The sequence below is a fragment of the Furfurilactobacillus curtus genome (genome assembly GCF_045862785.1).
GTDB classification, from domain to species: domain Bacteria; phylum Bacillota; class Bacilli; order Lactobacillales; family Lactobacillaceae; genus Furfurilactobacillus; species Furfurilactobacillus curtus.
In genome coordinates this window covers 325,392-347,417 of the sequence record NZ_BQXO01000002.1, presented here as the reverse complement: position 1 = coordinate 347,417, position 22,026 = coordinate 325,392, and the positions used below count along the sequence as shown (strand labels likewise).

The following is a 22,026-nucleotide window of genomic DNA, read 5'->3' as shown; positions in this document are numbered from 1 at the left end:
TCGTCTCATAATAAGTTCAAAAGATTAAACTAACGAACGAAAAAGATGGAGGAAAATAATTTTGACAGCAACAATGAAAGCAGCCGTGATTGACCGTTACAAACAACCAATGCCGGTGATTAAACCCGTACCACGGCCTAACATCGGGCCAAACGATGTGCTGATTAAGATTGTGACCGCTAGTATTAACCCCATCGATATTAAGACCAAAGACGGTGGTTTGCGAATGTTACTCAAATATAAAATGCCAATGATTATGGGGAGCGATTTCGCTGGCATTGTAACTAAAACTGGTTCTTTTGTATCGGATTTTAAAGTTGGTGATGCCGTCTACGGTCGTGTCCAAAAGAATCGCATTGGAACCTTTGCAGAATATATCGCCGTGGGTCAAGGCGACATTGCTAAGAAACCGGCGAACTTGACGTTTGCACAGGCTGCTGCGATTCCCCTCGTTGGATTAACAAGCTATCAAGCACTGCACGACATTATGGACATCCAACCTGGTCAAAAAGTAATGATCCAAGGTGGTTCTGGTGGAATCGGTGTCATGGCAATTCAAATTGCCCACTATCTCGGCGCTTACATTGCTACGACAACTAGCAAAGATAACTTTGATTTAGTTCGTTCACTTGGAGCTGATTACCCAATCGATTTTCGGACAACTAACTTTGCGGACGTGCTCAGCGATTATGACTATGTATTTGATACTCGCGGTGGTAAGACCCTAAGCGATGCCTTTAAGATTGTAAAACCTGGTGGAAAAATCGTCAGCATCTCTGGCTTGCCAAATGCCCGTTTTGGCAGAGAATACGGCGTACCCTTGTGGAAACAACTGGCATTTGGCTTCGTGACTCGTGATTTAACCAAATTGGAGAAACAAACGGGCGCCTCTTACACCTTTCTCTTCATGAAACCAAGCGGCGTTGAATTGGAAACATTGCGTCAGCTCATTGAAGCTGATATTTTGAAACCGGTTATTGATCGTATAGTCCCATTTTCCGCGATTAACGAGGCTCTGGCATACTCAGCTTCCGGTCACGCAACTGGAAAAATCATCCTGAAAATGACTGACGATCCCGAATCGAAGGTCTTTTCATGATCATTTCTGCTGTTAGTTTCCTCATTGTCACAATCATCGCAAGGTTGCTTCGCGGTCAAACAAATCAAAGGCCAACCGCAATCTGGCTTTTGGGCGAGAGCTTGTTCACAAGTTCCGCAGGATTTCTATTTGCCTTAACACTTTGGTCAGTTGCACACCAATGGTGGCTGCCAGTTGACCCCATTTTAACTAGTTTACTCTGGCTAATCATGTTTGTGGGTGAGGTCATAGCAGTGCGACTATTAGGAACACATTTTGCTGAGGTCAACCAGACCGCTCCTAGTTCTTTAAACGTCACCAAACTAGTGGATGGTTTCGCTTATCATGCGGCAACCTTTTGGCAATTGATGGGTGGCATTATGTTGGTCACAATTGGTACTACCCGTAGTTGGCCAAATCAAAGTCTCCTCATTGGCTGGAGCTTTGCAATGAGTGTTGCGATCACCTTGCAGAGCGCCGTTAAATTATTTCATGTCTCTCTTTATGATTAATGATCGACACACAAAAAATTAAATATGAATAATTGTAAGCAAGGCCTGAGCCTAAATTCAAATAGACTCAGGCCTTGCTTTTGCTGACCGACTGACCAAGAATTTGGGACAATTTTTGCTTTAAATTCATAATTATATTTGGTCATAGTAAAACCCCCAGAGTTGAATTTTGTCCAACTCTGGGGGTTCGCTTCACCCGCCAAAGTACGGAAGATGCTCACTTTTTCGCTAGTGCTCGCTCTCAATTCGGCGTTATGTCCCACTCTCAAGATATAATCTTCTATTTAACTTCGTTGAGCAATAACTTAGCCACTGCTCGAACTGAAAACGGATTTTGCCCCGTTAGCAAATGACCATCTTTAACAGCATATTCACTGTAGAAACGTTTCTTTTCAAAATGAGCACCACGGGCTTCGGCGGCTGCCTTGTTTAAAAATGGGACAACTGATTTCTTACCAGCAATGATTTCTTCAGCTGTCGTAAAACCTGTGACATTTCTTCCATCAATCAAATAATCGCCTTGATCATTCTTGATGTTCAACAAACCCGCAATTCCATGACAAACTGACGTTACATACCCATCATTGCGATAAATATCCATCGCTAGCTTTTGTAACTCAGGATTGTCAGGAAAGTCCCACATCACCCCGTGACCACCCGTATAATAAATAGCAAAATAATCGGCTGGATTAATTTGATCAGGTCGTAACGTATTCTTTAAAGCGCGTTCAACAAAATCCTGACTTTCATACACCCGCATAATGGCTTCATCGGTATACTTCATACTTCGCGGATCGAGTGGAACAAAACCACCCTTAGGGCTGACAAAGTCGACACCAATTCCGGCATGGTTCATCTCGTCGACAAATTCGGCCGCCTCGCCTAACCATAAACCGGTCGGATCCTCAGTGCCCTGATACCGTGTCGTGTTGGTCTCAACCACTAATACTTTTTTCATATCAGTTACTCCTTGTCATGATCTTGGTGACATCGTTTAACATCTGTTGTAATTTATCAAGCGTTTGTGTTTCATGGGTCAAATAATAATAGTTCTTTGTCCCAATACTACGACATTGCACTAATTGAGCAGCTTTAAGAATTTTTAGATGGTGAGAAACTGCCGGCCGTGATAGCTGCGTCACTTCCGTCAATTCGTTAACCCGCACCCCTTGACAAGCCTGATCTTCTAATAAACGAATAATAATGGCTTGACGCTTTTCATCACCTAAAGCGATCAGAAAATCGCTACAAGTGGAAAACGCTTCTTTCAATGCGGTAAATTTTGCCATGTCGCTCCTCCGTTCATTGTTTTAAACTATTAAACTATCGAACGCTCTCGCTGTCAAATTATTTTTTCTAACTTACATCCATAATTGGGATAAAAGTTAGCGTTGAATTTTACTTTCAAACAAAAAAAGCGGAACGTAAGCCACCTATCGACTTACGTTCTGCGCTCCTCATGCTTCAATTAAATAAATTCGGCCACTTTCTCCGCTGAATAACGAATTGACTTGACACTTAAGTCCTCACCAAGATTACCCTCGACAGCTGGCTTTCCAATCGCGATCCCCATCACGGGCACATAGCGCTCCGAATCTAATCCAAGTGTAGTCGCCGCTTTACTGGGATCATAGCCACCAATAGGATTCGTTGCATATCCATGAACAGGCGCTGCTAGCATAAATTGCATTGCTGCTAAAGAAGCGTCAACAGTTGCATCATTATGCAAAAATTCTGGTGTGGCCGTTTCATAAAACGGATAAAAAGTCTTTAAAATTTCATCGCGCTTGGCTGCTGTAACCTGCCCGTTTTCGTATGCCTGTTGCCATAATTCTCGATAAGACTCATATGATTTAGTGTCGACAAAAATCATAATCATGGCTGAAGCAGTATCCAATTGACGAAAATTGAAAGGTAAGAAAAATTCACGTAACTTTGCCTTTCAATCCGACGTATCAACGACGGTGAAATGCCAAGATTGTAAATTACAGGCCGATGGTGCCGAAATTGCTTCGGTAATCATTTCAGAAATTTCTTGACGTGCAATTGTGACATTTGAATCAAAATTCCGAACAGATTGGCGTCCAGTCATCATCGTTGAAAAGTTCTTTGTCTGGAAGTTATCCATGTCAATGCCTCTATTGATTATGTTTTAGTTCACAAAAGCAGTATAACCTAAGCTAAGATAATTAGTTTAAGCTTTTGAAAATTTAAACGATAATCATTTTGCTTTTCTGTTAGCAAAACTATCCTATACATCTATACAAAGACAGATCACCGCACGTAACCTGCCCCGCTCACCCTCGTGACTGTTGGTACAGATCCACTTGCTATAAGACCCGACTATATAATGGCCTCACTTTCGGAACCAACAGAAATCTACAGCATGCCCGCCGGCTGCCCCCATAAAGTAAAGGTTAATTTGGCAAAATTAGCATCATCGCCCCATCTAGCAATAGTTGCACCTAGATAGAGACTATTATAGTATTGTTCACATGAATTAAATTCGGTAATCACCATAGAAGATGGGTAAAGAAAGACATGGCACAAACAAGCAGTTTTCAGGATCAAGCTTTCGAACAAATTAAAAGTATGATATTACGTCTCGAATTAAAACCTGGCGAGCGCATCAACAAAAACGACCTAGCAGCTTCTTTAGATATTGGCATTACACCTGTCCGCGAAGCTCTGATCCGCCTACAAAGAGAGGATCTGCTTGATATTCGTCCTCAAAGTGGCACATTCGTATCTAAAATCACGCTTGACGAGGTCTATCAAGCACGCTTCGTTCGGAAAACCTTAGAGCAAGTTGTTGTTGCCGATGCCAGTAAAATAACGACCACCACTCAGCTAAAGGAATTACGAAAAATTCTTGGCTTGCAGCAAGTTTATTTAAACTCTCGGGACTACGACAATTTTTTTGATCTTGATGAACAATTTCATCGAAGCTTTTACGAAATTACACATAAGCTATATGTTTGGAGCTGGCTTCAAAAAGTCAATATTCAGTATAATCGGTTCCGGTACCTACGCTTAGATGTTTCGCCACTTGATTGGAAAAAAATCTATCAGGATCATGAACAGTTAACCGACGCCATCGCACATCAAGACAGCGATTATGCAAGCAAACTCATTGGCCGGCATCTTGATATGTTGGATACTGACGCCGAAGTTGTTAAAAAGAAGTTTCCTGAATATTTTTCATAGTTATCTTGTGCACAATTAGTAAAGCCTATCAATCTTGATGGGCTTTTTTTATTACCCATAAGTCCTTACTTTAGGATGATTATTGGCCTTCAAAACTCAATCCATCAGCATTTGACATTGCTCGAATATGAACAAACCATTGACACCATTTTTAGTAAGCGCTATCATGAGCTTGTTTCAAATATACTAATATATTAGTTCTCGGCTGGCGCAGTTTTTTCTGATGTTGATAGCAAGGAATGATCCTTGTATGAAAGGATGAATTTTTATGGACCAAAAGCGGTGGGTTTACACACCTAAGGAAATTAATGTTAAGCGTGGCGTTGCCTATGGTTTAACTGATCTAATGGGTGGCGGCTGGAACAATATTGTATCAGGGGTTATCTTCGCTTATTTGACCTTATCAGTTGGTTTGAATCCTGCGATGGCAGGGGCGATCACTGGGGTCGCGAGAATATTTGATGCTATCTTTTCCCTAATTTTTGGAACGATTACCGATGGTTTTTATAAGACTAAACTCGGTAAAAAATATGGCCGTCGTCATTTTTGGATGCTTATCGGCCTAATTGGATTCGCAATTTCATTTCTAGCCTTTTGGGTACCGGCAACTTCAATTTTTGGGCCCGGGCATGATTTCGTCTATTATCTGACTGTTTATACTTTAACCGAGCTTTTCGTCGGCATGATTCTCATTCCATGGGAAACACTGCCAACAGAAATGACAACTGATTACACCAAGCGGACGGTTTTGTCAGGATCTCGGATGTTTATTTCAGCTACTGGGACTTCGCTGGTGTTCTTTATTCTGGCCATTTTGCAATCATTGCCTAGTGCAGCGGCCAAAAAGAATGCTTATCTATTTGCAGGAATTCTTTGGACAATTCTTTTCGTTGTTGCAATTTTCATTTCATATCGTATGACTTGGGAACGGCCTCTAACAAAAGAATTCATAGCAGAACTAGACGCTCGCCCAAAGCTAACCGTTGGCCAATACATCAGGGAAACCTTACATGATTATGGTCAGACTTTTCGAAACTCTGCATTTCGCAAACATCTAACAATTTATATTTTCTCTTTTACAGGTAAAGACTTCTATGCAACATTGCTTCCTACCTTCATCGTCGTTTGTTTGGGAATGGCCTCAAATATCCCCTGGGTTCTTAACGCCTTTGCTGTCTTCGGAATTCTCTCAACCCTAATTGCTGCTAAATTAATGATCACCCACGGTCCACGATTCTTGTATAGTCTTTCATATATTGGAATTATTTTAGCTATGATTGCTTATGGATTAGTTTACTTCCTGCATGTAAAGAACCCTTTGACCGTCCTAATTATCATCACGATTATCTATCAGATGTCTCGGGGCATATTAGAATTCACCCCATGGAATGTATTTCCCTTTATTCCTGATGTTGACCACATTATGACGCGCGGTGATAAGGCTGGTACATATGCAGCAGTGATGACCTTTTTCCGCAAATCCACTGGTGCTTTGGCCACTTGGTTAGCTGGGATTCTACTTGAAGAACTTGGTTATGTCACTAATGCCACACACCAATCAGTGGGCGTCACTGACAGAGTTGCCCTAGTTTTCATGATTGCACCCATCATCTTAATTGCCATCGCACTGATAGTCTCATGGACTTTTAAATTAAATCGTCAAACTCATGAAACTTTGCAAGCCGAAATTAATCGACTTGAGGCTGGTGGCAATAAGTCAGAAGCTACTTCAGAAACCAGAGAAGTGGTCGAAGAATTAACTGGTCATCCTTATGAAAGTCTCTGGCCTGATCAAACTTTCGAAGAACGACAAGTTCAAAAAAACAAATAGGAAGGAGGATTTAAAAATGGCAGTACATGTGATCGTCTATAACAAACCTTTAAAAAAGTTAACAACGCTTTCGTTAATACCTAACCTAAATTCAGTAGACCTAACCGAAATCAATCTTTCGTTAACCACAGACTTAAGCAATTCCTTGACCGACGATACTTTCGCGCTGGTTTTCAACGGAACCGACTGGCAAAGTCTAACCTACACACAGTGGGAAACATTGCGCATTAACGAGGCCTTGCAAGAGGTAAGTAATAACTTCGGCAGTCAAACTCAGGGTATTCTTTCTAGATTTGTTGATAGCATGAATATCAAATACAAAGGCAAAAAATCTTGGGTGGAATTGTTAGATCAATTAGGTAAAGAAATCGAGGTAAAATAATGGCACTTATTAATGATAACTTTTTATTAACAACGAAGATTTCGCAAAAACTATTTCACGAATATGCTGAAGACCAGCCGATTATCGACTACCACTGCCACTTAGAGCCAAAGGAAATCTACGAAAACAAAAATTATGCCAATCTCGCTCAAATATGGATCAATGAGGGTCTCTACGGAGATCATTATAAATGGCGTTTAGAACGTGCTCAGGGAGTCCCTGAATCGTTGATTACGGGCGACGACGATGATTTTGAAAAATTCAAAGCCTGGGCGACGACGATTGACAATGCTTTAGGATCGCCACTATACGAATGGTCTCACCTTGAATTACGCCGCTTCTTTGGCATCAACACGCGTTTAAACCCGTCCACGGCAAGAGCTATCTGGGACGAGGCCAACAAACAGCTCGCAACCACCTCTTTTACTCCCCGTGCCTTAATCGCTCGTTCTAACGTCCAAGTTGTGGTTACTACCGATTCACCAGAATCAGACTTAAAGTATCACGAATTATTGGCAAAAGAAAATCTTTCATTTAAGGTTCTGCCAGGAATGCGTCCAGATGATGCATTTAATTTAACTGCTAAAAGCTATGCCGACTATCTTGAGATATTAGGCAAGGTTGCCGACGTCAAAATCAACAGTTTTTCCGCTTTGCAGGATGCCATGACTCAACGCGTTCAATTTTTCTCTGATCACGGTGGCAAAATTGCTGACCTTGGCTTGAATACTTACCATTACGTCGCTGCATCTGTTGATGAATTAGAACAAATCTTCCAGAAAGCTATCGCAAATAAAGCACTCAGTCAAAATGAAATTAGCCAGTATACCACTGCCCTAGTGGAAACCATGATGAAGCTAGCCCAAGATCATAATTGGGTTCTACAATATCACATCAATGTCAATCGTTCCCAGAATCAACCGATGTTTAACAAGATTGGTCCTAATACTGGCTTTGACTCGGTGGGCACTCAATCAGACATCACAGATCAACTAACTAAACTATTCTATGACGCCCAAGCTAAACAAATTTTGCCAAAAACAATTATGTACTCACTTAATCCAAATGACTGGATAGCCATCGCGACGATGTTAGGTAACTTCCAAGAAGGACCAGTTCAGAAAATGCACCTTGGTGCAGGCTGGTGGTTTAACGACACCCGTGATGGTATGGAGAGTCAAATGAAACTCTATGCGAATGTTGGTATGTTCCCCAACTTTTTGGGCATGCTGACTGACAGTCGATCCTTCCTTTCTTACCCGCGTCATGAATATTTCCGCCGTGTCCTTTGTGACATCATTGGCCAATGGGTAGAACGTGGTCAAGCTCCCGATGATGAAGAATACCTCGGCACCATTGTTAAACGAATTAGCTACGAAAATGCACGCAACTACTTTGGCTTCTTCGATTAAAAAATCTAATCTCTAATACGATATAAATTAAGTAAAATGGCGGTTCAACTACTGTAAGCGATAGTCTCTCGCTACCAATTCTGTAGTTGAATCGCCATTTTTATGGATTTTAACTGACTGTACTTAATCAAAATGTTTTGCCCACAAAATGGACAGCATTTGCGTTCATAGGTTAATTTAGCCGCGATGATGCGCACCAAAGTGGTCTATAACTTTGGTCTGGTCAAATATGTAAATGTGGGTCTGTTATTTCGAACATATCTAAGATAGAACCAGTTTGGGACGTCATAAATACCTCGCTTTGATTAGGTTTGGTCGCTGATATCGTAGCGTAGGGCAGAATGCCCTTTTTATTTTGTCCTAAATTTGTGAATAAAAAATGGTGCTGGTAAAACCAACACCAGGAAATTTCTGTACCTGCTTAAATAGTGATACGGACGGCAATAATTAGGAAAGAACTTTTATTTTTTCGAGGCCATAATTCGTTTATATTCAGCGATGTATGCCTTGGCGTTCTCAGTCACACCAGCAAAATCATCCTTGTTTGCTGGCTTAGTTAAACCACCACCAGCGCCGACAACAACGGCTCCTGCTTCAAACCAGGAGGCCATGTTTTCAACGTTTACACCACCAGATGGCATTACGTTCAAGTATGGAAATGGCCCGTGATATTCTGCAATAGCGGCTGGTCCAGCTAACGCTCCCGGGAACATCTTAACGATTTCTGAGCCGTATTTAAGCGCCGTTTGGGCCTCAGTTACGGTGTATGTGCCAGGAACGTATGGAATTTGATACAAATTACATAAGAAAGCGACGTCTTTATCAAAGGTAGGGCTAACAATGAATTGCGCACCTGCGATAATGGCTAAGCGGGCCGACGTTGCATCAAGTACCGTCCCTGCACCCACGACCACGTTAGTTCCCTCGTATTTATCAACTAATTTCGAGATAACTGTATCTGCATGTGGCACACTGTAAGTTAATTCGAGGCCAGTGACACCACCTTTAATGATAGCATCGGCTACTTTTACGGCTTTCTCAAGCGTTTCAGCCCGAACAACCGCGATAACACCTGTATTGATCATCTTTTCTAGTAACTCGGCTCGTTTCATATCTTTATCACCTTTCCTATTAAACACTTTGGCTCATAAATTTGTGGAGCTCATCAGGCGTTGGATAACCATCATTGTCTCCTGGACTCATAACAGCCAACGCACCAACTGCACAGCCGCGCTTCACTGCATTGTCTAAAGTCTGCTTTTCCAACAATCCAGTAATCAGTCCGACGGCAAAACCATCGCCCGCACCAACGGTGTCAACCACCTTATCAACTTTGAAACCTTGAATCGTCCGACCTGGCTTACCCTTTTCTTTAATAAACGCACCTTTAGGGCCAATCTTGACGATCACAATTTGAGTATGACGACTTTGGTTCAAATAAAAATCAGCAATGCTCGCTGGATCATCTGTGCCAACAAGAATTTCACCTTCGTTGACACCTGGCACGACAATTGTTGCTAATTTAGCAAGTTCATTGGTCACCTCAATCATTCTTGATTGCGTGTCCCATAATGCTGGCCGCAAGTTAGGATCAAACGTTATCAACTTACCTGCTGATTGCAGTGTTTTACCCAAAGCTTTTAAAACTTCCAAGTCATTTTCGGAAAGTGCAGCAAAGATCCCCGAAAGATGTGCAATCTTAACATCATCTAAATTGAGTTTTTCTAAATTCCGAATATCATAATTTGCTGCGGCAGAGTTTTTACGGAAATAGTGAGTTGACGGATCGCCAACGTTTACCCGCTCCTTTAAATAAAATCCTGTCCAATACTCATTGCTTTTAGTCACGTACGTCGCATCAACATTTTCCACCTGCATTGCCTGAATCAAAAACTTGCCAAAAGGATCATCACCTACCGATGAAAGATAAGCCGCGGTATGTCCCAAACGGCTCACACCAATGGCAACGTTCAATTCAGCTCCTGCGGCATATTTTCCAAAATTGTGAGCCTCTACTAACGACTTATCGACATCCTCCGAAGCAAATACTGCCATCGGCTCACCAATGGTTAAAAATTCACTCATTTTCTACCTCCTAATAAAGCGCTTTCAAATTGTTGCAAACCTTATCAAGGCTCTCTTCTATCGAACGCCTTACCCCCATTCTAAGAAATAATCGGACCAATTGATATATTAGTATTGTAGTTCAATGAGGGTAAAATTTAAAGTCGCTTTTAACTTAGTGCGTGTCTATAAGTCAGTTGTCTGTTGTCTGTTTTTGAATCCTTTCGCTCCTTGGTTCAGTCAATTCTCGATCACTCAAGGTTTGGCGATTGATTAGTTTCGACAAATCAAGTGTTAAATGCCTCTCATTAGTCGCACTTTGATATAGACACATTGGTGACCTTCCACTCACAAATCACTTGCGTGCCAATATGAGTTCGATAAACAGAGCTTGAATTATCGTCACGAAAGGACAAAAGCCGCAATTGAAAACGGATTCATTTCGTGATAAACTGATTTTGAGAACTGATATATTAGTATATCTATTATTTTAAAAGGAGCACGCGTTATGTATAAGCTAACTGATGATTATCTTTCGAAGGTATCAGTTTTTAAAGATGCTGGCGTTTCTTTACCAAATTTTGATCAAGCCGTAGTTACAGAACATACAGTTAAAAAACCAGTTTGGGTCCACTTTGGTGGTGGAAATTTATTTCGTTGCTTTCACGCCAAAATTGCTCAAGATCTGTTGAACATTGGGGAAATGACCTCCGGTATTATCGTTGCTGAAACTTACGATGACGGTGTGATTAATGAAGCCTATAAACCCTATGCCAATAGAACCCTGCAAGTTGTCATGGATGAAACTGGTCATTACCAAAAAACGTTAATTGCTAGCGTGTCCGATGCAATTTATTACAATAAGGCGCAGGCAGACGGATGGGAAAAACTGAAAACAATTTTTCAGAATCCGTCACTTCAATTAGTAACAATGTCTATTACTGAAAAAGGGTACTCACTACGTGACGTCAATGGAAATCTAACGAAGACCGCTCAAGCTGATATAAATGGGGCACCAGATAATGCTCAGACTAACATGGGGGCTATTACCAGGTTGCTGCTTGCCAGATATAGCCACGGTAAGTTGCCGATTGCAATGATCTCGACCGACAATTTTTCGGAAAATGGTCAGCGTTTCCAAGATGGTGTCTTAACAATTGCTACCGGTTGGGTCCACGAAGGGACAGCAGAGCCAGGCTTCATTGATTACTTAAATGATCCTACTCTGGTCAGTTTCCCTTGGAGCATGATCGACCGTATCACACCGAATCCAGCCGAGTCAGTGGCAAAAATTTTAAAGGCCAGCGGGTTTGAAGACACGAAGATCATTCACACTGCTAAAAATACGACAATTGCACCGTTTGGTAATACCGAAGAAACACATTACTTAGTGATTGAAGATAGTTTTCCAAATGGTCGACCTAATTTGGAAAAAGCTGGCGTCATTTTGACTAATCGTGAAACTGTGAACGATGCCGATCAAATGAAAGTAACTGCTTGTCTAAATCCTTTACACACCGGACTTGCAATCTTTGGCTCAATTCTCGGTTATACTAGTATTGCAGAAGAGATGACGAACCCAGATCTTGTATCCCTCGTCAAACAGCTGGGATACAACGAGGACCTTCCCGTTGTCAAGAACCCCGGAATTATTAACCCTAAGTCCTTCATTGACGAAGTAATCAATAAACGATTACCGAATAAAAACATCCCGGACACGCCGCAAAGAATCGCCAGTGACACCTCACAAAAATTGCCGATTCGCTTTGGCGTCACTTTAAAACATTATCTAGATAAAGAGGCCGATGCTAGTAAGTTAAAAGCCATTCCGTTAATCATTGCTGGCTGGTGCCGGTTCTTGATGGCCATTAACGACGATGGCGACGCTTTCGTGCCAAGTCCAGATCCATTACTAGCAGAATTACAGCCATATGTGACTAATATTAAACTTGGCGACACAGTTGATGCACACACAGTATTGAAACCAATTTTATCTAATAAACAGATTTTTCCCACTGATTTGAGTGCGCTAGGTTTGACCGAATCAATTGAAAAAAGCTTTACTAAAATGATTGCGGCTCCCGGAGCCGTTAGCAAAACATTGCACGAAACATTTAATTAAGTATCAGAAGGAGTAAGACATATGGAGAATATGGGATTTCGGTGGTACGGATCTAAAAATGACCCAATCACCCTGCAGAACATTCGTCAAATTCCTGGGACAACACAAGTTGTGGGCGCATTATTTGACGTACCAGTAGGCGAAGTCTGGCCGAAAGACAAGATTGCCGCGTTAAAAAAAGAAGTTGAAACAGCTGGTTTGAAATTAGAAGTGATTGAATCAGTCAATATCCATGATGATATTAAGATTGGCTTGCCTAGTCGCGATCAATATATTGAAAACTACCAGCAAACAATTCGAAACCTTGCTGAATTTGGCATCAAAGTTATCTGTTATAATTTCATGCCCGTATTTGACTGGCTACGCACCGACCTGCACTATGTATTGGAAGATGGTTCTAACGATATGGCTTTCGAAGCTGATAAATTAGCTGAGGACCCACAGGAAATTATCGATGCCACACGAGCAAATTCGAACGGATATACATTGCCGGGCTGGGAGCCTGATCGTCTTGCCACAATTGAGGGTTTATTCAAAGCTTACAAAAATGTTGATGAGAGTAAACTACGCGAAAATATGAAATATTTTTTGGACGCCATCATCCCTGTCTGCGAAGAATGTGACGTTCGCATGGCCATGCATCCTGACGATCCTCCGCGTCCGCTCTTTGGTCTACCACGCATTTACAAAAATGCCAAAGATATGCGTGCTATCGAAGCAATGCATGAATCTAAGTACAACGGTTTTACCATTTGTACTGGTTCATTAGGCGAAAATCCCGATAACGACGTGCCGGCTATCATTCGTGAATTTGTCAGTAAAGATCGCGCACCTTTTATTCATGCCCGTAACATCCGCTTTATGAATAAAAAAGGTGATTTTCACGAATCAGCCCACCTTTCTGAATGCGGAAGCCTAGATATGTATGAGATTATGAAAGCACTGCATGACACAAACTTTAATGGCTATATCCGTCCTGATCATGGCCGTAATATTTGGGGAGAAGATGGCGTTCCAGGATATGGCCTGTATGATCGTGCTCTAGGAATTGCCTATCTGAATGGGCTCTGGGAAGCACTTGAAAAAAATAGTCGTAAGTTATAGTACGTGGAGAAACATCTGGAGCCTGAATCATCCGATGACTCTTACTCAAAGCAAAAAGTCCAAAGGCCATCTTTGCTAGGCTTGGTCACCAAATACTGATCTATGTTATAAGCTCAATAAAAGCCAGCATCTCGAGACGCTAGCTTTTATTGAGCTTATTTTCAGAACCAAAACACTGAGCAAATTTAAAGTCAGTGCTTAATTAGTGGTTTCCATTCATGATCCAATTCGTCGCCATTGCCATCGCTGCTCGAGTGGCATTGGTCTGGTCTAATGAATTAACCATCACAAAATCATGGATCATCCCTTGTAGACGCAATTGTGTCACGTTAACTTCAGCTTCGCGCAGCTTATTGGCATAGGCCTCGCCTTCATCTCGCAATACATCTGCCTCGCCAGTTATAATCAGCGCTGGTGGTAATTTTCGTAATTGTTCAATCGTCGCACGTAAAGGTGAGGCTGTTATTTCTGCTCGTTGTTTTTCGTCTGTCGTATATTGATCCCAGAACCACTTCATGCCATCCTTCGTTAGGTAATAACCTTCTGCAAACTGATCGTAAGACGTCGTTGTGAAAGTAGCATCAGTCACTGGATAAAATAAAAGTTGCTGTAAGATCGATAATCCACCGCGCTGCTTCGTCATAAGGGTCATCACCGTCGCCATATTTCCACCGACTGAATCGCCGGCAATGGTCAGTCGACTAAGATCAAACTTTTTACTTTCAGCCAGGTTACTTAATTGCTGTAAAACGGCGTAGTTTTGTTCAATTGCTGTCGGATACTTGGCTTCTGGAGACCGCGAATATTCAGGGAACACGATAACTGAGTTCGTCCGCACCGCCAATTCACGAACTAACTTGTCATGAGTTTGGGCACTACCAAAGACCCATCCTGCACCATGAATGTAGAAGATGACGGGCAATTGACGATAATTGCCAGCTGGACGAACAATTCGCACCGGCACTTCGCCCCACTTACCTGTTGCAACAAGGATATCTTCAATATCAACGTTATATTTATTAACTGGTGACGTTTGTACTTCCTCCAATAATGCACGTCCGTCTTTGGGTGGTAATTCATAGATTCGTGGATGCGGCTGGTTGGCTTCGCTAAAGGCTTGTGCTGCTGATTCTAAAACGATTTTTCTACTCATAATCGAACCTCCTTTGCAAAACTTCGATGTCTCTAAAAATATGAAAGCTTACTGTTCTACCTTCATATTAACGGTAATTAAATCAATCTTCACTTATTTACTCCCGATTACTACTTGCAAAATGGTAATACAATTCATTAGAAAATCATAAAATTTAAAACTCGCCGAGAAAGAAATCTTCAATTATCTCATTGCTAAAAATTTATTCCACCAAGGTTAGGGGCACCTGTGACAAATTATCAATAATGCACCATGAACCACTAAAATCACTTTCTCAAGTCTCCACTTGCTAAATAGGCTTCGTCACATTTTCTACTTGAAAAACATTTGCTTAATCACCCGACTAATACCCATCATTTGTGCCGTAACGATCGCGTTATTCCGAAAAATCATTTGAATAAACACAAACCTTCTAACTTAATTCATCGCCTAAATTACACTTTTTAACAAAAAAGGTGCCATTCCCAGCACAAACCAGGTATGGCACCTTTTAATCCAAAAAAATTTAAATTGGTTAACGCTTACGCTTAAAACCAAGCACACCTAAACCAGTTAACATTGCCAATGCTAACCCTAGTAGACCAGTTTGTTGTGACGATTGTGCACCAGTTGCCGGTAATTGTTTTTCGTGAGATGTCTGTATAGCCTGGCTCTTTGTCTTAGGGGCCACTACAGAGTTTAATACAACAGCCGTGTCAGTCGGTTTTACCTCCCAAGCTGGCATTTCCGTCACATTCCCTGTTGAACTTCTTGTACCTGTCATGGATTCGACCGTACTCTTTGACATATTAGATATTGACATCGCTAATGATGACTCTGCCATAGAACTCGTTGAGGATGTTGATGTTGACGTTGCTGCCGAACTCGTTGAGGCTGTCGATGTTGACTTTGCCGCTAAACTCGTTGAGGATGTCGATGTTGACGTTGCTGCCGAACTCGTCGAGGCTGTCGATGTTGACGTTGCTTCGCTGGTAGCTGATGACGTAGAATTAGCAGCTTCGTTAGCTTGCTCTAATTGAACTTGAGCAGCATTTAGTGCCGTAATAGCCGCATTATACGCCAATTGGGCGCTACTTTGGGCGTCTAAAGCGTCTTTAGCATCATTTTGAGCTTTGGTCAAAGCCGCGTTTGCTTGATCCAAAACTTGTTGAGCAATTATTATTGCAGTATCAGCATTGGTTAATTCATTCGACGCATTTTGGGCGGCCGCTAATTGTTGTTGCAAAGTGGCTAATTGAGCCTGATCACTCATCAGCTGTCTTTGAGCGGCATCTAGTTGTCGGCTAATCGCCGTTTGAGACGTTGCCGTCGCCTGATAAGTCGTCGTAGCTTTTGACTGAACTGCTTGATCGGTTGTCAACTGTGCCTGAGCAGCGCTAACCACAGCCGTTGCTAGCTTAATTGCAGTGGTATCAGTTGCAGCCGTCGTCTTGGCTTGCTGAACGATCTGCGATGCCTTGGTTAAAGTGACTTGATCTGCCGCTAACAGCTTTTGAGCCTGATCGAGTTGCTGAGTTGTCATCGTAACACTGTTATTTGCTTGCCGCAATTGTTGCTGTGCAGTATTCAAAGCATTTTGCGCAGTTGTATCTGACTGAATATTATTCAATAACGTAGTTGCCTGTGACAAGACCTGTTGATCAGCCGTTAGTTTTGCCGTCGCTTGATTCAATTGAGCGATCAAGGCAGTTACGTCAGATGACGCTGGTTCAGATAAGTTGTTAGTCAAACTAACTTGTACTGGTGCTGATCCCAATCCAGCAATTCCATTATAACCATCCATATTAAAATGAACCCAGTCGTACTTATCACCAGAAATCCCAATAACATTGGTCGATGAATTCAAGAAGTTTTCTAAATGCCCCCATCCAGAGTCAGCATCATCAAACAGCATGCTGGTAATGGAAATATATAGAAAAGTTTCAAAGTCGTTCATATTAGGATACAAAGACAATGTATAGTTTCCAACATTGGTATTCCAACCAGAAATTGGTCCGCCAGCATTTTCGCTCCAGCTCGATAAGCCAGCAGCGCTGTCAATATTATTTAAAGCGACTTTATCATGACCTTGTGAGCTCAAATCCCAATTGTCAGCGTCGTACTGAGCGGCAATTTTCGCTGAAATTTTCATCATATCCGCATTAGCGGCAATCGGTTGTTCCCCTAAAGCGCTCCGAACTTGGTTAACGACGGCCACTGTGAATAGACCGGCTGCATCAGCCTGGGCCGACGTCAAGCTGGCAACGTTAACTGTTTGATCCGTTGCACTAGCTGCATTTGATAAAGCACCTTCTGTTGATCCGGCCAAAGAATTAGCTGCAAAAACACTACTCATGTAGGTGCTAAAATCGGCGGATGTGACATTTCCTGCACTAAATGCGTTGTATTCACTTGCAAAAGTAGTTGGTAGCTTTAAGGCACTCACATCTGTTGATGTCTGACTTGCAGCCGCAATCTGTGTCTGTAAACTCGTCACTGTCACATTATCACTGCTGAATGTGGTCTGAGCCAGTTGTTGCGCTGTTGATGCATTGACAACCGCCTGACTCTGTTGCGCCATCAATGATTGGGCAGAGGAAACTGCACTCGTTGCTTTACTCTGAACTGTCTCGGTCTGTCCAAGTGTTGCCGTCAAACTGGCAATGACTGAATTGTCCGCATTAACTGCCGACTGAGCAACTGATTCTGCTGACTGTGCACTCACTAAGTCAACTGAACCAGTCAGTGTAGCCAGCGCTTGTTGCGCGCTAGTTAACGTCTGTTGATCATTGGTCAATTGGGCATTGGCCTCATTGACAGCTGTGGACGCAGTCGTAAGCCGCTTGGCAACATCAGTATTTGTTGATTGTGCTGAACTCAATCCACTTTGATCAGCAAATACTGTCTGCTTCGCCTGACTAACCATACTCTGTAACTGATTGAGTGATTGTGCGGCCGCACTTAGATTAGTCGCACTCTGCTGTGCTGCAAGTACGTTAGTCGATGCTTGAGTCACAGCAGTTGAAGCTTGTTGAACGCCGTTTGTGGTTTGACCAACTGCACTAGTTGCACTACTCAATGCTTGACTCGTTTGGCTGACAGTGGAATTAGCAGATTTCACTGAGTGACTGGCCAACACTTGAGCAGATGTTTGACTGCCTGCCGCACTGGTCGTAGTTGCACTGGTCTGCGTAGTCGCCGCCTGTACTTCACTTACGCCAACGCCAATACCGATTGTCAATAACGCAGTTCCTGCAACTAGCCAAAGCTTGCCGGCCTTATACAGCTTAAAACGCGTTACCCGAATTTGAGATTGTTTCCCATGCTTCAATTTCATGATGTGGCCTCCCAGCCAATTAATGGACCGACTCAATTGAAGTCGGCTATTCTAGCAGTTATGGTGATTTCAAATATGTTTTTGTGTTAAGACAGTTAACTAGCAAAACCACTAAACACCATAATATAACTACAGCTAGATAAATGTGAAGCGTTATTATATTAAAAGTTATTCAATAATTGTTGGTTGGTTATTACTCATTCATCATGTACATGCCACTCTCAAATCGACATATGTTACAAATTATTTTTACCAAGCATTTTTGTTGTAAGCGTTTTCTGAACGTGCTACTATACTGGTGAGGAAAGGAATTACCTCCCTCAATCGACGCCTTCTCATCATGGTCGTACCGGGATGGTTCTGGGAACCACGGTTGACGATCACAGCTACCCCAGCGTTTGAAAAGCTGGTAGTCCGCAGGTCACGTAAAGTTATGGATGTTGAGAAACATTTAGACCGCGCCTTGTCAACGAGATTAGCTGACCGCGCGAAGTGTTGGTGACACAGTAGGTTACGGTAGCACCGGAATGTTGAACCATTTTTTATCCGCTCCAAGTTCCAAATTAGGTTTTAAAGTTTCAAATTGGTGAGCGTGTTGCATCAGTTTTTCTGAGAAACAGCAGGTGATTCCAATGACCCAAATTGTTTAACGAAACTCGTAATGTGAGTTTCATGCGTACCCTGCACCAAATAAATCACGTTCCAATTTGGAGGTGTATGACTGATAGATAGTCATATGTGTGCCACGCGTGATGCCTATACCGCCGTTTGCCTGCCGATCAAATGGTGATGAGCGACCAGTCACGAGGTAGTCGTTGACTTCGCCCACATTAGCAGACAGTTTACAAGTGGACAGGTAGGTCAGGACAAGGGATTGCGTAAATTTAATATTGAGGTGTTAGCTCATTCAGAATTGTAAAACGAATGTTGCGCCGATTGAGGATCTTTCCTTGATTAACTAGGTTCCGGGTAGAGAAGGCTCGGAGCCTTTTTTGTTGCTAAGGAATGTGCTTAAAGAGCAAGAAGATTTCTTAGTGCGGAGCTTGAGACTATGCTATGCTTCTTTTTAAATAAAAAGGTAAATCCAAAGGAAGTAGTCTCATGAAGTATACAATCACGACTAATACTACATTTCCCGTCGTTAACCTGACTTTAGCTCAAGATGAAACGATCCAGATTGAATCTGGCTCTCTGATCTATCATAATGGCCTTGTAACTTTAAGCGGTCACCTGAATGATAATGGTAAGAAAGGACTCGGCGGCTTCGTCAGCGCTCTGGGCCGTTCCATGACAAGTGGAGAAAGCTTTTTCATCACAACAGCGACTGGAACTTCAGTCGATGCTAAAATGACTATTGCTCCGAACAACCCGGGAGCTATTAAAGCGCTCGCTATCGATGCTGATCATCAGTATCGGCTGAACACCGGTGCCTTTCTCGCTATGGATTCAACGGCAAGTTATAACATGGTTAGCCAAAAGACGAGTGGTGCAATCTTTGGCGGAACTGGAGGCTTCTTCATCATGGAAACTTCTGGTACAGGTACTGTCTTAGTTTCCTCATATGGCGATATTATTCCGATTGAATTAGACGGCAGTCACCAATATGTGGTTGATAATAATCATGTGGTCGCTTGGGATAGTAGCTTAGAATATTCTATTAAGCCAGCCAGCGGTGTGGTTGGTTTCAAAACTGGTGAAGGCTTAGTCACTGAATTCAGTGGCAATGGTACAATCTATATTCAAACACGGAATATGCAGTCACTGGCTAATTTGATTCAGCCATTCTTACCGAGCGATAAAAAATAACCTAACAAATTCGTCTTTTTCATTGCTACTGGTATGCCGCTTAAACAAAAGGCAGTCTTCCCGAATAACTAGGAAGACTGCCTTTATTTGATTGAACACAAATAGCAACACACACAAATCAATTATTTTAAGGGGACGTGGCAGTCAATTAAAAGCTGTTAATTTTTCCGAATAATGACTATTTTGAATGACGCACTTCAAACACAATTCTTTTGGTTCCTTTTTCCTGCCATGCTTCTTCAAAGTCATCCAAGGGAACTTGTTTAAATACAAAGCTAAACGGCTGTTGAGATTCAGATTGAAGAATTTCTTTAAACGATTTTATAATATCGTGAACCCCGATTGATCCTTGACCAGAACCAATTAACTGCAATTTCACTGCTCGAAAAGCTGCCCCTGGTAACGACGCTGTTTGACCGGCAGCGGTCCCTATTGAGACCCACTTTAATTCCTGCTCATCATCATTTCGGTGAGGAATAATCGCCCACATCGCGTTGGCAGTAACCTCGCCCCATAGATAATCTAATACAACATCAATATCTTGCCCTGCAAGCGCTAATGCCTGTTTAACCATGGCAGCTTCTTGATCCAACTCAATAACTTGCGTTGCGCCTAAAGCTGACAACTCGGCTTGCTCAATGTGTCGGCCAACAGCAACAATCTCTCCTGCGCCTAGGCGTTGTGCAACCTGAATGGCGACTTTTCCGGCATTGCCGGAAGCCCCCAAAATCATCACCTTTTGGTGTTTTTTAAAATTGACCCGATACTTTAGCGCCATCCATGCAGATAACGCAGGATTCATCAATCCAGCTACTTTAGAGTCGTTTACGCTACTTGGTAATTCAACCCAGTGGCCTTTTTCAACTGCCACTTGTTCAGCAAAACTTCCATCAGCGACGAAGTAAACCTTTTTGCCATTTGGCAGTGTGCCCACACCATCAATTCCGGGTACCATTGGTAATTTTCCGGTCGCTGTGTAATGTTGCCCAGTCGCGCTTGACCGAGCACGATTAGATAGCGATGATGACAACACGTTGATGATCACCTCATCTGCTTGTTCACTTGGTGTTGGATAATTTGTTTCAAATTTTGGTCCCTCATCAAAATTTCGTACAACAATTGCTTTCATCATTTTTAAGACTTCCTTTATTTTCACTTTTATATTACATGTAATATAAAAGCATTATAATCAAGGCGCCTCATAAAGTCAAAATATATTACAAGTAATTTAAAAAGGCTTGAATAACGCTGCGGCGTCACCAACCCACCATTGATATTCCTATACCAAAAAACTACCCACCAAAATGGCAGATAGTTAAAGTTTAACTGACGATTTATCCGCTAACGCAATGCGGTATCAATGGTAATTAAAATTAATACCAGCTTGGTTTATCTCCGTCAGTATTGGGTTTATTAACCCCCAATGACGCCTTTACATGCTGGTCAGGATGCGCAGCAATGTCGGCCACCAATGCACCAATGCTCTTACGGGAAACTTCGGTTCCTTTAAATGGTTCACCTTTATTCGTCAGCTCATAGCTCACTTCGTCTTCATTCTGTAACCAAGCCGGCCGAATGATCGTGTAATCTAAGCCGGATGTTTCAATGACAGTCGCCGCTGCGGTATAAGTCGGCAGATAACCGTCATCAAGCATTTCATGATTCCATTCACCAAATGCACCAGGCACTTCATCGTAAATTCCTAGCGTTGAAATCCAGATTAATCGCTTAACACCAACATGGTTCATCGCCGTAACAACATCCTTCGCTTGTTGCTCAATGTTACTGCCAGCCAAGTTTGCATAGACAATATCTTGTCCAACCATCGCTTGGTTCAATGCATCTGCGTTGGTAACGTCCCCTGTAACCACCTTTTCATGGTCTGGGGTTACTCTTTCTAAATTATCAGGATGACGTAGGAATAACGTCAGTTGCTGGTCTTGTTCGACCATAAATTGTTCAGCAAATTGAGCGATTTGACCGCCCGCACCTAAAACTAATACATGACTCATGAAAATAACCTCCTTGATTAAAATGAC

Annotated in this window: 17 protein-coding genes and 1 pseudogene; 9 read left to right on the top strand and 9 right to left on the bottom strand. The window is 42.2% G+C overall.

What is annotated here, in order from left to right; translation table 11 throughout:
* Nucleotides 1–73: 73 nt before the first annotated feature.
* Together ACKTR2_RS04625 and ACKTR2_RS04620 are read left to right on the top strand one after the other, a co-directional pair.
* Entirely contained in the window at nucleotides 74–1,099 is a 1,026-nt protein-coding gene (locus tag ACKTR2_RS04625) for an NADP-dependent oxidoreductase (protein WP_407883452.1), read from the top strand.
* 233 nt (nucleotides 1,100–1,332) lie between these two features.
* Entirely contained in the window at nucleotides 1,333–1,590 is a 258-nt protein-coding gene (locus tag ACKTR2_RS04620) for a hypothetical protein (RefSeq protein ID WP_407882983.1), read from the top strand.
* A 280-nt stretch (nucleotides 1,591–1,870) separates the two neighbouring features.
* Here the strand turns inward: ACKTR2_RS04620 and ACKTR2_RS04615 are convergent, their stop codons facing one another.
* The 3 genes and pseudogenes from ACKTR2_RS04615 to ACKTR2_RS04605 all read right to left on the bottom strand — a co-directional run bounded on the left by ACKTR2_RS04615 (nucleotide 1,871) and on the right by ACKTR2_RS04605 (nucleotide 3,718).
* Nucleotides 1,871–2,548: a type 1 glutamine amidotransferase domain-containing protein gene (locus tag ACKTR2_RS04615; protein WP_407882981.1), complete on the bottom strand. Its 678-nt coding sequence runs from the start codon at nucleotides 2,546–2,548 to the stop codon at nucleotides 1,871–1,873.
* A gap of 1 nt (nucleotide 2,549) precedes the next feature.
* Entirely contained in the window at nucleotides 2,550–2,879 is a 330-nt protein-coding gene (locus ACKTR2_RS04610; RefSeq protein WP_407882980.1) for an ArsR/SmtB family transcription factor, read from the bottom strand.
* Between the two features lie 179 nt (nucleotides 2,880–3,058).
* A pseudogene (locus tag ACKTR2_RS04605) lies at nucleotides 3,059–3,718 on the bottom strand (nitroreductase family protein).
* Nucleotides 3,719–4,131: 413 nt separating this feature from the next.
* Between ACKTR2_RS04605 and ACKTR2_RS04600 the strand changes: the two are divergent.
* The 4 genes from ACKTR2_RS04600 (at nucleotide 4,132) to uxaC (ending at nucleotide 8,422) form a co-directional block, all read left to right on the top strand.
* Complete coding sequence (locus ACKTR2_RS04600) at nucleotides 4,132–4,797, top strand: GntR family transcriptional regulator (protein WP_407882978.1); 666 nt, start codon at nucleotides 4,132–4,134, stop codon at nucleotides 4,795–4,797.
* A gap of 268 nt (nucleotides 4,798–5,065) precedes the next feature.
* Nucleotides 5,066–6,628 (top strand): MFS transporter, encoded by a 1,563-nt coding sequence (locus ACKTR2_RS04595; RefSeq protein ID WP_407882977.1) that lies wholly within the window; start codon nucleotides 5,066–5,068, stop codon nucleotides 6,626–6,628.
* 16 nt (nucleotides 6,629–6,644) lie between these two features.
* A complete protein-coding gene (locus tag ACKTR2_RS04590; RefSeq protein ID WP_407882975.1) occupies nucleotides 6,645–7,010 on the top strand; it encodes a hypothetical protein in 366 nt (121 codons plus the stop codon).
* The gene (gene uxaC, locus ACKTR2_RS04585; protein WP_407882973.1) at nucleotides 7,010–8,422 is read left to right on the top strand and encodes a glucuronate isomerase; all 1,413 of its coding nucleotides are present in this window, start codon (nucleotides 7,010–7,012) and stop codon (nucleotides 8,420–8,422) included. Before ACKTR2_RS04590 ends, uxaC begins: the two co-directional genes overlap by 1 nt.
* A gap of 461 nt (nucleotides 8,423–8,883) precedes the next feature.
* Here the strand turns inward: uxaC and ACKTR2_RS04580 are convergent, their stop codons facing one another.
* Nucleotides 8,884–9,534: a bifunctional 2-keto-4-hydroxyglutarate aldolase/2-keto-3-deoxy-6-phosphogluconate aldolase gene (locus tag ACKTR2_RS04580; RefSeq protein WP_407882972.1), complete on the bottom strand. Its 651-nt coding sequence runs from the start codon at nucleotides 9,532–9,534 to the stop codon at nucleotides 8,884–8,886.
* A 19-nt stretch (nucleotides 9,535–9,553) separates the two neighbouring features.
* Nucleotides 9,554–10,507, bottom strand: coding sequence for a sugar kinase (locus ACKTR2_RS04575; RefSeq protein WP_407882970.1), 954 nt, complete (start codon nucleotides 10,505–10,507; stop codon nucleotides 9,554–9,556).
* A gap of 487 nt (nucleotides 10,508–10,994) precedes the next feature.
* Here ACKTR2_RS04575 and ACKTR2_RS04570 point away from each other — a divergent pair, with 487 nt between their 5' ends.
* Together ACKTR2_RS04570 and uxuA are read left to right on the top strand one after the other, a co-directional pair.
* Nucleotides 10,995–12,608 (top strand): mannitol dehydrogenase family protein, encoded by a 1,614-nt coding sequence (locus ACKTR2_RS04570; RefSeq protein WP_407882968.1) that lies wholly within the window; start codon nucleotides 10,995–10,997, stop codon nucleotides 12,606–12,608.
* A gap of 21 nt (nucleotides 12,609–12,629) precedes the next feature.
* Complete coding sequence (gene uxuA, locus ACKTR2_RS04565; protein ID WP_407882966.1) at nucleotides 12,630–13,712, top strand: mannonate dehydratase; 1,083 nt, start codon at nucleotides 12,630–12,632, stop codon at nucleotides 13,710–13,712.
* A gap of 202 nt (nucleotides 13,713–13,914) precedes the next feature.
* Here uxuA and ACKTR2_RS04560 read toward each other — a convergent pair whose 3' ends face one another.
* Both ACKTR2_RS04560 and ACKTR2_RS04555 read right to left on the bottom strand, forming a co-directional pair.
* Entirely contained in the window at nucleotides 13,915–14,865 is a 951-nt protein-coding gene (locus ACKTR2_RS04560) for an alpha/beta hydrolase (protein ID WP_407882964.1), read from the bottom strand.
* 514 nt (nucleotides 14,866–15,379) lie between these two features.
* Nucleotides 15,380–18,181 (bottom strand): SEC10/PgrA surface exclusion domain-containing protein, encoded by a 2,802-nt coding sequence (locus tag ACKTR2_RS04555; protein WP_407882962.1) that lies wholly within the window; start codon nucleotides 18,179–18,181, stop codon nucleotides 15,380–15,382.
* 1,101 nt (nucleotides 18,182–19,282) lie between these two features.
* Here ACKTR2_RS04555 and ACKTR2_RS04550 point away from each other — a divergent pair.
* Nucleotides 19,283–19,987, top strand: a complete 705-nt coding sequence (locus ACKTR2_RS04550) for a TIGR00266 family protein (protein WP_407882960.1) — start codon at nucleotides 19,283–19,285, stop codon at nucleotides 19,985–19,987.
* A 178-nt stretch (nucleotides 19,988–20,165) separates the two neighbouring features.
* Here ACKTR2_RS04550 and ACKTR2_RS04545 read toward each other — a convergent pair whose 3' ends face one another.
* Both ACKTR2_RS04545 and ACKTR2_RS04540 read right to left on the bottom strand, forming a co-directional pair.
* Nucleotides 20,166–21,119 (bottom strand): zinc-binding alcohol dehydrogenase family protein, encoded by a 954-nt coding sequence (locus ACKTR2_RS04545; RefSeq protein ID WP_407882958.1) that lies wholly within the window; start codon nucleotides 21,117–21,119, stop codon nucleotides 20,166–20,168.
* Between the two features lie 241 nt (nucleotides 21,120–21,360).
* Nucleotides 21,361–21,999 (bottom strand): SDR family oxidoreductase, encoded by a 639-nt coding sequence (locus ACKTR2_RS04540; RefSeq protein WP_407882954.1) that lies wholly within the window; start codon nucleotides 21,997–21,999, stop codon nucleotides 21,361–21,363.
* Nucleotides 22,000–22,026: the final 27 nt, after the last annotated feature.